Origin of the sequence: Vibrio mediterranei (assembly GCF_013364395.1) — a bacterium.
Taxonomy (GTDB): Bacteria; Pseudomonadota; Gammaproteobacteria; order Enterobacterales; family Vibrionaceae; genus Vibrio; species Vibrio mediterranei.
Genome location: NZ_JABXGK010000001.1, coordinates 1,414,662 through 1,428,870 on the forward strand (window position 1 = coordinate 1,414,662; position 14,209 = coordinate 1,428,870).

The 14,209-nt window shown below is 44.6% G+C and carries 15 protein-coding genes; 9 read left to right on the forward strand and 6 right to left on the reverse strand.

Going from position 1 to position 14,209, the window contains the following annotated elements:
- The first annotated feature begins 19 nt into the window (after nucleotides 1–19).
- A complete protein-coding gene (locus tag HOP38_RS06725) occupies nucleotides 20–919 on the forward strand; it encodes a 2-hydroxy-3-oxopropionate reductase (protein ID WP_198558266.1) in 900 nt (299 codons plus the stop codon).
- A gap of 235 nt (nucleotides 920–1,154) precedes the next feature.
- Entirely contained in the window at nucleotides 1,155–1,769 is a 615-nt protein-coding gene (locus tag HOP38_RS06730; RefSeq protein ID WP_038228372.1) for a TetR/AcrR family transcriptional regulator, read from the forward strand.
- Between the two features lie 83 nt (nucleotides 1,770–1,852).
- Here the strand turns inward: HOP38_RS06730 and HOP38_RS06735 are convergent, their stop codons facing one another.
- Both HOP38_RS06735 and HOP38_RS06740 read right to left on the reverse strand, forming a co-directional pair.
- Nucleotides 1,853–2,116 (reverse strand): hypothetical protein, encoded by a 264-nt coding sequence (locus HOP38_RS06735; protein ID WP_038228374.1) that lies wholly within the window; start codon nucleotides 2,114–2,116, stop codon nucleotides 1,853–1,855.
- A 546-nt stretch (nucleotides 2,117–2,662) separates the two neighbouring features.
- On the reverse strand, nucleotides 2,663–3,169 hold the full coding sequence (locus HOP38_RS06740) for a DUF3087 domain-containing protein (RefSeq protein WP_198557712.1): 507 nt from the start codon (nucleotides 3,167–3,169) through the stop codon (nucleotides 2,663–2,665).
- Between the two features lie 144 nt (nucleotides 3,170–3,313).
- On the opposite strand from HOP38_RS06740, the gene HOP38_RS06745 reads away from it, so the two are divergent.
- Nucleotides 3,314–3,748 carry a helix-turn-helix domain-containing protein gene (locus HOP38_RS06745; RefSeq protein WP_198557713.1) on the forward strand — a complete coding sequence of 145 codons (435 nt, stop codon included), beginning with the start codon at nucleotides 3,314–3,316 and terminating at the stop codon, nucleotides 3,746–3,748.
- Between the two features lie 60 nt (nucleotides 3,749–3,808).
- Nucleotides 3,809–4,198: a VOC family protein gene (locus tag HOP38_RS06750; RefSeq protein WP_031494100.1), complete on the forward strand. Its 390-nt coding sequence runs from the start codon at nucleotides 3,809–3,811 to the stop codon at nucleotides 4,196–4,198.
- A gap of 92 nt (nucleotides 4,199–4,290) precedes the next feature.
- On the opposite strand, the gene HOP38_RS06755 is transcribed toward HOP38_RS06750, so the two are convergent.
- From HOP38_RS06755 to uraH, 4 genes are all read right to left on the reverse strand, one after another.
- Nucleotides 4,291–5,652, reverse strand: a complete 1,362-nt coding sequence (locus HOP38_RS06755; protein WP_198557714.1) for an 8-oxoguanine deaminase — start codon at nucleotides 5,650–5,652, stop codon at nucleotides 4,291–4,293.
- A gap of 141 nt (nucleotides 5,653–5,793) precedes the next feature.
- Entirely contained in the window at nucleotides 5,794–7,203 is a 1,410-nt protein-coding gene (locus HOP38_RS06760; RefSeq protein ID WP_006070604.1) for a nucleobase:cation symporter-2 family protein, read from the reverse strand.
- 166 nt (nucleotides 7,204–7,369) lie between these two features.
- The gene (locus HOP38_RS06765; protein ID WP_006070605.1) at nucleotides 7,370–8,713 is read right to left on the reverse strand and encodes an NCS2 family permease; all 1,344 of its coding nucleotides are present in this window, start codon (nucleotides 8,711–8,713) and stop codon (nucleotides 7,370–7,372) included.
- 249 nt (nucleotides 8,714–8,962) lie between these two features.
- Nucleotides 8,963–9,316, reverse strand: a complete 354-nt coding sequence (uraH, locus tag HOP38_RS06770) for a hydroxyisourate hydrolase (RefSeq protein ID WP_006070606.1) — start codon at nucleotides 9,314–9,316, stop codon at nucleotides 8,963–8,965.
- Between the two features lie 359 nt (nucleotides 9,317–9,675).
- Here uraH and puuE point away from each other — a divergent pair, with 359 nt between their 5' ends.
- The 5 genes from puuE to HOP38_RS06795 all read left to right on the forward strand — a co-directional run bounded on the left by puuE (nucleotide 9,676) and on the right by HOP38_RS06795 (nucleotide 14,142).
- The gene (gene puuE, locus HOP38_RS06775; protein ID WP_088877161.1) at nucleotides 9,676–10,608 is read left to right on the forward strand and encodes an allantoinase PuuE; all 933 of its coding nucleotides are present in this window, start codon (nucleotides 9,676–9,678) and stop codon (nucleotides 10,606–10,608) included.
- Complete coding sequence (uraD, locus tag HOP38_RS06780; protein ID WP_198557715.1) at nucleotides 10,608–11,123, forward strand: 2-oxo-4-hydroxy-4-carboxy-5-ureidoimidazoline decarboxylase; 516 nt, start codon at nucleotides 10,608–10,610, stop codon at nucleotides 11,121–11,123. Before puuE ends, uraD begins: the two co-directional genes overlap by 1 nt.
- Nucleotides 11,124–11,281: 158 nt before the next feature.
- Complete coding sequence (gene alc, locus HOP38_RS06785) at nucleotides 11,282–12,268, forward strand: allantoicase (RefSeq protein ID WP_062460123.1); 987 nt, start codon at nucleotides 11,282–11,284, stop codon at nucleotides 12,266–12,268.
- Nucleotides 12,269–12,288: 20 nt separating this feature from the next.
- Nucleotides 12,289–12,858, forward strand: a complete 570-nt coding sequence (locus tag HOP38_RS06790) for an ureidoglycolate lyase (protein ID WP_124941035.1) — start codon at nucleotides 12,289–12,291, stop codon at nucleotides 12,856–12,858.
- 21 nt (nucleotides 12,859–12,879) lie between these two features.
- Entirely contained in the window at nucleotides 12,880–14,142 is a 1,263-nt protein-coding gene (locus HOP38_RS06795; RefSeq protein ID WP_062460126.1) for a urate hydroxylase PuuD, read from the forward strand.
- Nucleotides 14,143–14,209 lie beyond the last annotated feature (67 nt).

Below are 14,209 nucleotides of genomic sequence, written 5' to 3' on the forward strand. Positions count from 1 at the left end.
GATACGTTAAGGAGAACACATCATGAAAATTGCATTCATCGGTACCGGAATTATGGGTCAGCCAATGGCTAAAAACCTGCAAGCGGCAGGTTACGAATTGGTATTGTCGGATCACTTCAATGCTCCACCGGCTGAACTGGTTACTCGCGGCGCAACAGTATGTCACTCACCGAAAGAAGCGACTGAGCTCGCTGACGTTATCATTCTAATGGTGCCAAATACACCACAAGTTGAAGACGTATTGTTCGGAGCAAGCGGAGTGGAAGAGGGGTTAGCGGCAAGCACGTCTCAAAAGTTAGTGATTGATATGAGTTCAATTTCGCCAATCGCGACTAAGTCATTTGCTAAACGCATTAAAGAAAGTGGTGCACAGTATCTAGATGCTCCGGTGTCAGGTGGTGAAGTGGGTGCTGTTAATGCAACACTGAGCATTATGGTAGGCGGCGACCAAGAAGCATTTGATCAAGCTCGCCCACTGTTTGAGAAACTAGGCAAAAACATCACGCTTGTTGGTGATAGTGGCGCAGGCCAAACATGTAAAGTCGCTAACCAAATCATTGTTGCACTTAATATTGAGGCAGTGTCGGAAGCCCTTGTTTTTGCATCGAAAGCCGGTGCGGATCCAGCGCGTGTGAGACAGGCGCTATTGGGAGGCTTTGCAAGTTCTAAGATTTTAGAAGTGCATGGCGAGCGTATGGTAGAAGGCACATTTGACCCTGGCTTTAAGATTGCGCTTCACCAAAAAGATCTAAACCTTGCGCTAACTGGAGCTCAAGAACTTGAGGTCGCGTTACCCAACACTGAAAACGCGCAAGCACTGTTTGGTGAGTGTGCCGACTTAGGGGGTGAAAACTGGGACCACTCCGCACTAATTAAAGCAATAGAGGCTCGCTCTAATCATTCAATCCGTAACGATTAATGATTACTTAGGGCCATGATTTCCGCATCAATCGCGTAGTTTTGTCTCCTTTTATACGCGTTCCCGAAATCGTGCAGGCAGTTATTGGAGTTAAAGGGCTTCTAACTTCAACATTAACAGGCGCTGTTTGTATCGGTTTTGGGATTTTTTACCTCTCAGTATTCCCCATAAGTTTTGGACTTATTCTTTGTTTTCATTAAGATTAACTAAGTAGCACATGAGAGCAGGGAAGAGTATGTCGCGAATCAGACGAAAGAACCAAGACCTTATTATCGAGGTTGCCAGTGAACAGTTTGCTATGCATGGTTACGCTGCCACCAAGATGGCCGATATAGCAAAAGCGGCAGATATTCCCAAGCCTAACGTCTTTTACTACTTTAGCTCCAAAGACAAACTTTACTATGCCGTGCTCGAAACCGTCACTCAGCCATTGCTTGCTGCGTCATTACCTATCGAACAGTTAGATGATCCCGTCGAAGCGTTGACTCAATACATTCGTACCAAACTGACGATTTCCCGTGATTATCCTCATGCTTCTCGTGTGTTCGCTAGTGAAGTAATGTCCGGGGCAAAGGTGTTGCCAGAATCCATTCGAGACAAGCTGTTTGAACAATCGCAGATGATCATTTCCAAGTTTGCTACTTGGTCGAAACAAGGCTTTATGGATGAAGTACCACCGCATCATCTTATGTTTGCGATTTGGTCTGCGACTCAGACCTACGCTGATTTTAATTGGCAGATTTGCAGTGTATTGGATAAACCCGAATTAGACGACGCAGATTATGAACAAGCGGCGACGTTTCTCACCAAGTTAGTTATACAAGGTTGTGGTGTTAAGAGTCGGGTATAAGTGCACTTTTACAAGGTAGAGGTGACGTACAGCTGCTCCATCGATATAGAGCGGAATAGAAGCAGCTGTGTCTAATAGATATGCTAAAGGTCTTTATTTCGGGTGGTTTGCTGGCGAATATAGTCACCAAATTCGTATTTACGTTCCTGACTACCAATTTGATACAACTCTGTTTCTGTTCGCTGTTGAGCGTAGTTAGAGGCTTTCATAGAGCCATTGAGAATTTTTAACATCTGAGCAGAAACACGCTTCATAAATCGATCAACACGCCTTCCATACACTCTTAGTATGCCTAGAAAGCTGCAAAAGCTCATTGCGAGCGCGACCGACCAATGGATTTCAATCATGAGATTTCCTTGAGTATTATAACGACTTTGACTTCAACAAAGGTTATTAACCAGTGCACAAATATTTATATAGTTATTATGGTTTGTGAATATAGTTATATAAGTTCGTTATATCAATGTGCCAGAAATCTATTGATACAAACAGTCACACAGCTAGAAACTAATTAACGGAACTTTTAATATTGAAACTAATATATCCCATAATTTCTTTGTGGGTACTGGGTTGGATTTACTTTCAAAGTGCAAATGAAGTGGATAAATTAAAAATAGATGTTTCCTGAAGGTTAAATCAAAGTAAAATTAAGTATGTCATATATAAATCAATGACTTATTTAATATATTGGTCATTGTGTATTAATTAGTTAGATTATATTTCAAAATGACCTGTGTGTTAGTTGGTTGGCACTGCTCTATGGGGGTTTTAATAAAAGTCTGAGGATTTGTTTGTGATTGAAACAGAGTGTTTCTTTAGAAAGTATCGCCTATTAAATATATTATTTAAAGGCGATTTTTAATTGATGATAATTGTATGTAGCTAGGTGAATATTAAAATTGCTTCAATATTGCTGAGTCATAGTCGCTGACATTGATTGTTACGCCGTACCTTTGTATCCATTCGTCAAGATTTTCCTGTGCACTGTTTAAGCTACTTATGGTGATGGTGTTGTCATCAAGTTGCCAAAGTTGGCGCGACCCTTCGTAGCTGAACTGCAGCGCTAACATCGCATCAGCGTTGCCTTGTTCGGCGGCGGCTAGCAGCTTGCGATTTTTGCGATAAATGAGATTCAGTGCTTGTTTCAGTTCCCAAACATAAACGACCTCTTTCATCTTGGGTTGGGCTTTGAGTTTTAGAAGAACAATAACAAGCCCAATAGCACTAACTATGACGCCTAGAAGGTTCCAGTGAAAGTGAGAGCCAGAAGGAGAAGGGAAGAGATAAATCAGGGTTTGTGAAATCGCTAAACTTGAAATTGCTAAGGTCGCGATACAAGCGATTATGACGATGTTTAAACGAGATCGGTATAACTGCTTATCGATAGTTTGTAATTTCATCTTCCATCCATTTTAGTTCGCTGTCTTTCTCATGCTGACAGCAAGAGTCTACCGACGATTATACACACTTGCTCGTACTCATAAATCATACCGATTGAGATTTGTTTGCCTAGCAATTAAGGTCAAGTCGTGTGTTAGACTTTGATGAGTATTTTGGAAAGGGACAGAGTCCAAGTGGCACCTTCTAACAAAACATTCTATGAACAAGAGATTGACCGTCTCTACAGTGAATCTCCCATAAAGGCCAAGCAGTATTTACTCATTCGCCAATCCAAAGCCTTCATGGAAAAATTCCACTCAGAGAATATTGAGTTGAACGACTTAGCTAAAGCGGCGTTGATGTCGCGCTTTCACTATGTACGCCTCTTTAAAAAGCTCTATGGTGTCACACCTCGAAGCTATCTCAGGGATATGCGCATCGCCAAAGCGCAAGCACTGTTGCGAGAGGGGCACCCGATTACCTATACCTGCTTTGAAGTGGGGTACGAAAGCGTAGCGACGTTTTCCACGGTGTTTAAAAAGTGTACGGGTTATTCACCAAGGGAGTTTCAAAAGCGCAATAAAAGCAATCTAGAATAAGTTTTCCTATGACTTCTTGGCTATCTTTTAGTTATTCCATTACATCTAAGGTAAATATGAATGATTAAAATTGCTTTAACGAGTGTTCCTGTCAACGATCAGGACAAAGCATTAGACTTCTACACCAACATGTTGGGCTTTGTGAAGAAGACGGAAGTACCTGTAGGTGAGCACAAATGGTTAACCGTAGTATCTCCACAGGAACAATCGGGTGTTGAACTACTACTTGAACCCATGGCATTTGAACCTGCCAAGTTGTATCAACAATCTCTTAAAGAGGCAGGTATCCCTTGGACGTCGTTTGTTGTTGACGATATTGCTGCGGAATACGAAAGAATGTCTGCCCTTGGTGTTGAGTTCTCCATTGCGCCAAGAGAAACAGGCACTGTGATGATTGCAGTACTTGATGATACCTGCGGTAACTATATTCAGTTGATGCAAGAAATTTAACGCATCACATCTCGTTAGAAGTTATTGATGTGAATAAAAAGGGTCTCACTAATAGTGAGACCCTTTGCTATCGTGATAACTCAATGAATAAGCTACATACTTATTGCTGCTTGTCTTAAGCGAAGTGCGGCGGCTTTATGTCGCTCAATGAGCTGTGGCATATCCACGCCCATAACAGCACCATCGTGAACTCGCCATTGACCAGCCACCATCACACGGTCTGCCTGTTGAGCTCCGCACAATAGTAGAGCAGCGAGTGGATCGTGGCTGCCAGAGAAGCGAATGTCATCGAGCTTAAACATGGCAATATCTGCTTGTTTGTCGACGGAGAGTTCGCCTATATCTGTGCGACCCATGGCGCGCGCTGATCCTGATGTTGCCCAGCGAAGCGCGTCAAAGTGTGTTACGTTGTTAGAGCCATAGCGAAGGCGTTGCAAATACATCGCCATACGAACCTCCGCTATTAGGTTTGAACCGTCGTTGGAGGCTGAACCATCTACACCCAAGCCTACTTTCACGCCAGCTTTCTCAAGCTCGTTATTTTTACAGATACCGGACGCTAACATCATATTAGAAGTAGGGCAGTGACTTATTCCTACCTCTGCTTTACCAAGTCTGCGAATCTCTTCACTGTTAAAATGGATACCGTGAGCTAACCAAGTGCGCTCATTAAGCCAACCTACGTCCTCAAGGTAATCTACCGGACGCATACCAAACTTCTCAAGACAGAAATCTTCTTCGTCCAATGTTTCGCAGAGATGCGTATGTGTCATCACCGATTCATTTTTGGCGATTCGTGCCGTTTCTTTCATTAAATCAGTGGTCACAGAAAATGGCGAACAAGGTGCGAGCGCGATTTGAGTCATCGCTCCATCTTCACGTTGATGATAGCTATTGATCAAGCGCAAGCTGTCATCAACGATGGTCTGTTCAGTTTGTATTGTGTGACGCGGTGGTAGTCCGCCATCATCTTCCCCTAAACTCATCGAACCGCGAGTAAATATGGCTCTTATTCCGAGCTTTTGCGCGGCTTCAACTTGCAAATCTATCGCATGTTCAAGGCCAGTCGGGATTAAATAGTGGTGATCCGAGGCTGTCGTACAGCCAGAGAGCAATAGCTCAACAAGTGCTAATTCTGTAGCGACACTCATCATCTCTTCGTCGAGATTTGCCCATACTGGATACAAGCTTTTTAGCCAATGAAACAGCTCTTTGTTGAGCGCATCGGGGTAAGCTCTAGTTAGCGTTTGATAAAAATGATGGTGGGCATTCACGAGCCCTGGAGTGACGACATGTTGTGATGCGTCGATAACCGCCGTAATGGTTGTGGTGGGTTCTTGGTTGCTTGCTACTAGCTCGACAATTCGACTGCCTTGTACAACGATACCGCCGCCAGCGTCTTCTGTAGTGCCAGTGTAAATAGCAAGTGGATTCTTAATCCATACGGTTTCCATTCATAGTAATCCTTAGCCATCTCAGCCTTTTCAGGGAAGAGGGTCTTTTTTAAGTTTTTAGTTGATGTAAGGTGCTCTATGTCATTGATTAAGCCATGTCCTAGAGCACGACAGTTGTAGCCACTGTATTGTTAGCTGTTCTTAATTATTACCTTTTGCAGACAGCTCTGTCTGTGATATTTCTTGGTTTTCTTCTTGTTGCTGAAGTTCATGAATCTCTTGCTTAACCATAGCACGGCTTTCTTCGTGTGCTTCTTGCTCTTCGCGCTTGCTTGATTTTGGCAAGAACTGATGCAAAAGTACGGTGACGATCGTACCAGTTGTAATCCCTGAGTGAAGGAAGTTTGAAAGTTCATGAGGGAAATGTTGAAGTAAGCGTGGCTCAAACGTGACTGCCAGTCCTGATGCTAAACCAACGCAGATGACAAGAGCATTCCGTTTAGTGTCAGCTGCTTTAATAAGCATGCGAATGCCCGCGTAAGCTATCATGCCAAACATGACAAAACCCACACCGCCTAACACCGGTTTTGGAATCGTTACTGCAATCGCTGCCAGTTTCGGGAACAAACCACCCAAGATGAGCAATCCACCCGTTGCCGCAACAACGTAACGGCTCGCAACACCTGTAATGCCAACAATACCTACGTTTTGACTGAATGATGCCAGTGGCATAGCCGTTAAGCATGACGCAAGTGTGCTGCCCAGACCATCGCCAAGCAATCCGCGCTTAAGGTCTTTACCATCAATCTTGGTGTGACAGTTGTTTGCGAGTGCCATAAAGTCACCAGTCGCTTCGGCGATGACAACTATATAAACCAAACTCATACTGACAATGGCGCTGGCTGAGAATGTAAGACCATATTTAAACGGTTCTGGACCACCTACCCATTCAGCGGTGCTTATTTGGTTGAGATCAACCATTCCCATGGACAGCGCTACGATGTAACCACCGGCAAGGCCGATAACAATAGCTGAAGCCGCAACCGCACCTTTACAATAAACCGATACCGCAATCACAATACCAAGTGACACAGCGGCAAGAAACAGCTTAGGCAAGGTAGCAAATTCACTACTAACGGCGGGGGCGTCTCCGACCCAGTTCATGGCAACGGGGAGTATGGTCAGCCCGATTAAGGTGACCACAACTCCACTTACAACAGTTGGGAAGAGCTTACGAACTTTGTCCATATAGAAGCTAGCTAATATGACGACAAACGAGCCAACCAACGCTGCACCCATAATGCCGGATACGCCAGAATCTTTACCTATGGAGATGGCAACACCAAGAAAGGCAAAGCTTGAACCCATAACAACAGGTAGCTTAATTCCGATAGGGCCGAAACCGACACATTGTGCGATGGTGACGATACCAGATGCCAGTAAGGCGGCGTTAATGAGGGAGACAATTTCGTCGTTAGGTAGGCCAATGGAAGCGCCAACAATTAATGGTACAGCGACGATACCACCGATAGAGGCCAGCATATGTTGGACGGCCAGTAAAAAGGTCATGCCGTGAGGCGGTTTTTGGTTCAGGGTGTACAGAAGTTTCATACTTATTCCTTTAGAGAGCGATGAATCGACTCTTCCTTGGTGGTGACATGGTGACTTCTACAAACTGCGTAGTGATAGTAATCCTGCTCGTCCTTTGTGCTGACCTAAACGGCAGGGTTAAAAACAAGCGGTAACCGTTAAGGCGCGATTACCGCTTGATTTTGGGTTAGCCAATGAATACCAGTTTGGCAACGAAAATGGCGCTTAATAGGTACATTGAAATAGAGACATCTTTGGTTTTGCCCGTTGCTACTTTAAGAACGGTGTAAGTGATAAAACCAAGAGCGATACCATTAGCGATAGAGAAAGTAAGTGGCATCATTAGCGCTGTAATGGCTGCTGGAGCACCATTGGTAAAGTCTTTCCAATCAACATGCTGCATACTACTCATCATGACGAACGCGACATAAATAAGAGCGCCAGCTGTAGCATAAGAAGGAATCATACCGGCTAATGGAGAAAGGAAGATTGCCGCTAGGAAAAGAGCGGCAACGACAATCGCGGATAGACCAGTTCTAGCGCCTGCAGCTACACCTGCGGCACTTTCTACATAACTGGTCACTGGTGGACAACCCACACATGCACCAGCAACACTAGAAATACTATCGGCTTTAAGTGCCTTGCTTAGCCCTTCAATTTTGCCTGTTTCTTTGTTGATTAGGTGAGCTCGCTCAGCGACACCCATTAGCGTACCTGCTGTGTCGAACATGTTCACAAAAAGGAAAGCAAGAATCACACTGACCATAGAAACGTTAAGTGCGCCTGAAATGTCCATCGCCATAAAGGTTGGGGCAATGCTTGGTGGTGCAGAGAAGAAGCCATTGTATTGAACAAGACCCAACATCATGCCAACAATAGTAACGCTCAGAATACCGATTAATACCGCACCGAACACGCGACGCTCACTGAGCACCGCAATGATCAAGAAGGCAATAGCAGCCAAAAGCGCATCTGGTTTAGTGAAGTCACCTAGAGAGACCAACGTTGCTGGGTTTTCAACAACAATACCTGCGGTTTTCAGGCCGATAAGACCCAAGAAGAGACCGACACCTGCCGTCATCGAGTAACGTAAACTTTCAGGAATACTCTCAATGATCCACTGTCGTATCTTATAGAAGCTCATACCGACAAAGAGAATACCGGAGATAAATACCGCTCCGAGTGCCACTTCCCAGCTGTATCCCATTTCACTGACGACAGTGAAAGAGAAGAAAGCGTTAAGACCCATACCGGGCGCGAGTCCAACGGGCCAGTTAGCAAACAGCCCCATGAGTAAACAGCCAATGGCTGCACCAATACAGGTGGCGACGAAGACCGCTCCCTGATCCATTCCAGAGGCCGCCATAATGCTTGGGTTGACGAAAATAATGTACGCCATAGTAGCAAAGGTCGTTACACCTCCGACGAGCTCATTTTTAACGCTCGAACCGTGTTGCTTTATCTTGAAAAAGCGTTCAAGCACGCCATTTCCAGCCGATTCGTTGAGCACTTCTGCTTTGCTTTCATTCATTTGAGTAAGTCCTTTACACAATACCCTTAATGTAGAAATTGGGTATAAAGTTTGTTGCTTTTCCTTAAATTGAAAACAGCAGTACCCATGACACCTTGCTGCAGAGTCACTCCAGCACTAGTGCCATTCTCCAAAGAGAGTAGGTTCATTCCAATTTACTTATTGCTCTTTCGCAAAAGAGCGAGCTCTTAGAAGTGCAAGGCTGCCTGTTGTTGTCTTGCACTTGCTAGGAGAAGGTTGCTACAGCGATCAACTGCCTCTGTAGGTTGAAAAACTGTAAGGGGAGGCGAGCAGAGGCACATGATAATGCGCATCCTCATCATTCAATCCAAAGCGAATTACGATATCGTCAAGGAAAGGAACTTGGTCTAGCTCGACACCTTTACGTTCAAAGTAAGGAGCGACATGAAAAATGAGTTGATATTTTCCAGCGACAAAGTCATCGCCTTCAAGAATAGGAGAATCAGTTCGGCCATCGAAGTTCGTCATTACGCTCTTAATAAACTGACTTTCTTCACCTTCAATACGGAAAAGATCCACTTGGATCTCTGACCCAGGCACACCATTTGCGGTGTCTAGTACATGCGTTGTTAGTCGTCCCATAATTGCTTCGTGCTTACACACGCTCCTTTAATGTCATCTTGTAATTCTGTATACAAAAATCAGGTCTGTTTAATTCTATTGATATTAATATGTACACAATTTACGCCATTAGTAAAGGTTTATGTTATGAAAATGTTGCATCAAAACAGTGCTAAATATGGGCGGAACATGCACTAAAATAGTGATGGTTAAAAATCATTCAATTATAACTTGTTGAAAAATAGCATTATGTTTCCAAAATGTAATTTGATAAACAAAATCTTTACATTGAGATAAATTATTGTATACAATTAAGTAAACCAAAGAGTGAAAGCGCACTCCAAAGAGAGTGCAGAAAAGAACCAAGAAGGAGTCTGTGGATGAATAAGGATTATTCGCGCAATCTCATCGGCTACGGAGCGAATCCCCCTCACCCTAAGTGGCCAAATAACGCACGAATCGCGGTTTCCTTTGTATTGAATTATGAAGAAGGCGGTGAGCGTTGCCTACTGCACGGAGATGATGAATCGGAATCATTCCTATCAGAAATTCCGGGTGCTATGCCAATAAAAGGTGAGCGTCACATCAGTATGGAATCGATTTACGAATACGGAAGCCGTGCAGGTGTATGGCGTGTGCTTAGGTTGTTCGAGCAGTATGATATTCCACTAACCATTTTCGCGGTTGCGATGGCGGTTGAGCGCTATCCTGAAGTCGCTGTGGCAATGAAAGAAGCGGGGCATGAGATATGCAGTCACGGCTATCGTTGGATCGACTACCAATATACTGATGAATCGCAAGAGCGCGATCATATGATCAAGGCGATAGAGATTATTAAGCAGGTGACGGGTGAACGTCCGCTTGGTTGGTATACCGGAAGAACCGGTCCAAATACACGACGTATTGTGGCAGAAGAAGGCGGATTCCTTTACGACTCTGATGCCTATGATGATGATCTTCCTTACTGGCACACAGAGGCAGGGAGACCCCAGTTAGTTATACCGTACACGCTTGACGTAAATGATATGAGATTTGCTACCGCCCAAGGATTCAACTCTGGTGAGCAGTTCTTCCAATACCTAAAAGATACCTTCGATACTCTGTATGAAGAAGGTGAAACTGCACCAAAAATGATGTCTGTAGGCTTACATTGCCGATTAATTGGACGTCCGGGACGTATCGCCTCGCTAAAACGCTTTTTAGATTACGTCAGTCAACATGAAGATGTGTGGCTATGTCGCCGCATCGATATTGCCAAACACTGGCATGAACACCACCCATATCAACCCGATGAACAGCAAGGAGCTCAATAATGACACAATTCAAATCATGCACACCGACAACTATGGTACGTGATGAGTTTGTCTCAAGCTTTGCTGACATTTATGAGCACAGTCCTTGGGTGGCTGAGTCCGTTTTTGACGCTGGATTGGATGCAGATGATAACCATATAGAAAGTTTACATTTGAAAATGTCGATGACGCTGCTTAATGCGCCTGAGCAAAAACAACTCGACTTGATCAACGCTCACCCAGATTTAGCCGGTAGAGCAGCGGTCAATGGAGAACTTACCGCGGCATCTACAGCCGAGCAGGCTGGTGCTGGTATTGACCAGTGCTCCGAAGAGGAATTTGCCAAATTTACTACTTACAACAACAGCTACAAAAATCGCTTCAACTTTCCCTTTATCATGGCGGTTAAAGGGGCCAATCGTTACCAAATTCTTGAATCGTTCGAGATGCGATTAGGCAATGATAGTGAAACTGAGTTTGCTACTGCGCTTAACGAAATCAACAAGATAGCGTTATTTCGCTTGAGAGATATGTAAGTCAAAGGAAAGGCGACTATCTCTTTTATTAACCTAAGCTCGAAAGCCTAAGCTGGAAAATCTAAGCAATGAGCGCGTCGGCAGAGGCCGATAATGGCGACGAGCAAGCAGGTACTCATTTTATTATTAATTGGATTAATTGAACTGGATGACAGGAAATGTCTTTGAATATTGAACAATACATCAACCTTGCAGATGACAAACTAGGCGCAGAAGCGCTATACGCTACCGATGACTTTTTTGCTGACAAGAGTCGTTTACTTCGTCGAGAAGCACCTGAGTGGAAAGACGACCTTTATGACGACAATGGCAAATGGATGGACGGCTGGGAAAGCCGCCGTAAACGTGGCGAAGGTTATGACTTCTGTGTGGTTAAGCTCGGTTTAGCGGGAACGATTGCAGGCCTTGATATCGATACCTCATTTTTCACAGGTAACTTCCCTCCGTCAGCGTCTGTTGACGCCATTTATAGCCCAGATGCTGATCCCACTCATGCGGAAGGCTGGGAAGAAATTCTACCGTCACAAAGTCTAGAAGGTGACAAGCACCATCTAAACGAAATTGACAGCGACAAAGTATATACCCATGTTCGTCTTAACATCTATCCAGACGGTGGTGTAGCGCGTCTTCGTGTCTACGGAAGCCCTAGTGTAGATTGGAATGCTATCGACGAGTTGCAACAAGTTGACTTGGCGGCCGTAGAAAATGGTGGTCGTGCGTTGGCTTGTAGTGATGAGCACTATGGTAACAAGTCAAATATCCTTGGCCCTGGTCGTGGTGAAAACATGGGTGATGGTTGGGAGACCGCTCGACGCAGAACACCGGGTAACGACTGGGTGATTGTGGCACTTGGACATGCGGGTAATGTTGGTCGTGTTGTTGTTGATACAGCGCACTTCAAAGGTAACTACCCAGATAGCTGCTCAATTCAAGCCGCTTACGTGAAAGGTGGAACAGATGATCAAGTCGCCACTCAGAGTTTATTTTGGAAGGAGCTACTTCCTTCTCAAAAACTGAACGCACACGATATTCATGAGTTTGTAGCTGAGGTTAACGAGATTGGTCCAGTTACCCATGTAAGACTAAACATCTTCCCTGATGGTGGTATTAGTCGCTTACGCCTATTTGGTACAAAAGCAGACTAAACTTAATAGAGGGAATTTTTATGAGTAATGGTATTTGCCATCTAACTATTGAGCCACTCACTAAAGCCGCATTTGAGCAGTTTGGTGATGTGATTGAAGTTGAAAATAGTGACTATTTTATGATCAATAATGGTTCGACTCGTCGCTACCATAAGTTAGCTGAAGCCGATGTTGAAGAGCTGGGGGGGCGTGCGATCATGAGTATCTTCCAAGCGACCCCGCTTCAGTATCCGCTCACTATTTCAATGTTAGAGCGACACCCTCTGGGTTCACAGGCTTTTATACCATTGCTTGGTCAACCGTATCTTATCGTTGTCGCACCAAAAGGCGACAATCCTTCTTTGACTGACTGCCGAGCTTTCTATAGTAACGGTCGTCAAGGGGTCAACTATCACAAAGGAGTTTGGCACCATCCTGTTTTGGCTCTGACCGACCAAGATAAATTTCTGATCGTCGATAGAGCTGGGGAAGGGCATAACTGTGATGAAGTGTTCTTTGAAGAGAACCTTGTACAGTTGGACTTGAAGGATTTGCCGCAAGACATCGATAAGACGAAACAAGATAAGGACAAGCAGCAAGCGACTGTCTAAGCTGCTTTTGAGGAGTGTGTTATGGATCCGCACATGACAGAATGGCTCAACCTGATGATTCGTTGGGCCCATATGATTGTAGGTATCGCATGGATTGGAGCGTCTTTCTACTTCGTTTGGCTTGAGAACAATCTCAATCGTACTAACCCTAGAGACGGCCTATCTGGCGATTTGTGGGCGATTCACGGCGGTGGTATTTACCATCTTGAGAAATACAAACTGGCACCACCAAAAATGCCAGAAAACCTTCACTGGTTTAAGTGGGAAGCTTACTTTACTTGGATTACTGGTGTCTTGCTACTGGGCGTAGTGTATTACCTTAATGCTGAAATCTACTTAGTAGCACCTGGCTCGGGCATTGACTCAACAACAGCGATTATGATCGGTATTGCTGCGCTTATCTCTGGTTGGGTAATCTACAACCTACTGTGTAACTCGCCTTTGGGCAAAACGCCGGTACTGTTAGGTATCGTGTTGTTCCTAGGGTTGGTAGGTGCAGCCTATGGTTTGTCGCAGGTGTTCAGTGGACGTGGTGCTTACATCCACGTAGGCGCTATCATTGGTACCATCATGGTTGGTAACGTGTTCTTCGTCATCATGCCTGCGCAACGTGCTTTAGTGAAAGCGATTGAAAACAATCAAGAGCCGGACCCTACATTGCCAGCAAAAGGCCTGTTACGTTCACGACACAATAACTATCTGACTTTGCCAGTGTTGTTCATCATGATCAGCAACCATTTCCCAAGCACATATGGTTCTGAATACAACTGGGCAATTTTGGCTGCGCTATCAGTATTTAGTATCTTGGTCCGTCACTACTTTAATACACGTCATGGTAGCCAGAAGTTCGCATGGACAATACCTGCTGCTGCTTTGGGTATGGTAACGCTAGCCTTTGTTACATCGCCTTATGCCAACAAACCAGCTGCCCCTGTCGCAAAAGCACCTGTGGTTGAAGCTGGTGATCATCATGCAGACATGCAAGCCTCAGCCGATATTGCGGCTCAAGCAGATGATGGCACAATTGCCTTTGCACAAATTAATGATGTCATTCAAGAGCGCTGTTCGGTATGTCACTCTGCAACGCCAACACATGCTGCATTCCAAACCGCTCCGGCTGGCGTGATTCTGGATACGCCTGAAGAGATCAAAGTGAATGTACCACGCATTGTCGCGCAAACCGTGACGACGAAGGTAATGCCGTTAGGTAATCTAACTCAGATGACAGATGAGGAACGTATGTTAATTGGAGAATGGGTAGAACAAGGTGCTCAGATTCAATAACTGATGAAGTCATCTTTAATACGTTTAAACTGACTAGCACATGCTAGTCAGTTTTTTTATGGTTTAG

What these genes read in the sequence shown, in the direction of transcription:
- HOP38_RS06730 (WP_038228372.1), top strand. Translation starts at nt 1,155, where the DNA reads ATGTCGCGAATCAGACGAAAGAACCAAGACCTTATTATCGAGGTTGCC.
- HOP38_RS06750 (WP_031494100.1), top strand. Translation starts at nt 3,809, where the DNA reads ATGATTAAAATTGCTTTAACGAGTGTTCCTGTCAACGATCAGGACAAA.
- puuE (WP_088877161.1), top strand. Translation starts at nt 9,676, where the DNA reads ATGAATAAGGATTATTCGCGCAATCTCATCGGCTACGGAGCGAATCCC.
- HOP38_RS06755 (WP_198557714.1), bottom strand. Translation starts at nt 5,652, where the DNA reads ATGGAAACCGTATGGATTAAGAATCCACTTGCTATTTACACTGGCACT.
- uraH (WP_006070606.1), bottom strand. Translation starts at nt 9,316, where the DNA reads ATGGGACGACTAACAACGCATGTACTAGACACCGCAAATGGTGTGCCT.
- HOP38_RS06795 (WP_062460126.1), top strand. Translation starts at nt 12,880, where the DNA reads ATGGATCCGCACATGACAGAATGGCTCAACCTGATGATTCGTTGGGCC.
- HOP38_RS06790 (WP_124941035.1), top strand. Translation starts at nt 12,289, where the DNA reads ATGAGTAATGGTATTTGCCATCTAACTATTGAGCCACTCACTAAAGCC.
- HOP38_RS06740 (WP_198557712.1), bottom strand. Translation starts at nt 3,169, where the DNA reads ATGAAATTACAAACTATCGATAAGCAGTTATACCGATCTCGTTTAAAC.
- HOP38_RS06735 (WP_038228374.1), bottom strand. Translation starts at nt 2,116, where the DNA reads ATGATTGAAATCCATTGGTCGGTCGCGCTCGCAATGAGCTTTTGCAGC.
- uraD (WP_198557715.1), top strand. Translation starts at nt 10,608, where the DNA reads ATGACACAATTCAAATCATGCACACCGACAACTATGGTACGTGATGAG.
- HOP38_RS06765 (WP_006070605.1), bottom strand. Translation starts at nt 8,713, where the DNA reads ATGAATGAAAGCAAAGCAGAAGTGCTCAACGAATCGGCTGGAAATGGC.
- alc (WP_062460123.1), top strand. Translation starts at nt 11,282, where the DNA reads ATGTCTTTGAATATTGAACAATACATCAACCTTGCAGATGACAAACTA.
- HOP38_RS06745 (WP_198557713.1), top strand. Translation starts at nt 3,314, where the DNA reads ATGAGTATTTTGGAAAGGGACAGAGTCCAAGTGGCACCTTCTAACAAA.
- HOP38_RS06760 (WP_006070604.1), bottom strand. Translation starts at nt 7,203, where the DNA reads ATGAAACTTCTGTACACCCTGAACCAAAAACCGCCTCACGGCATGACC.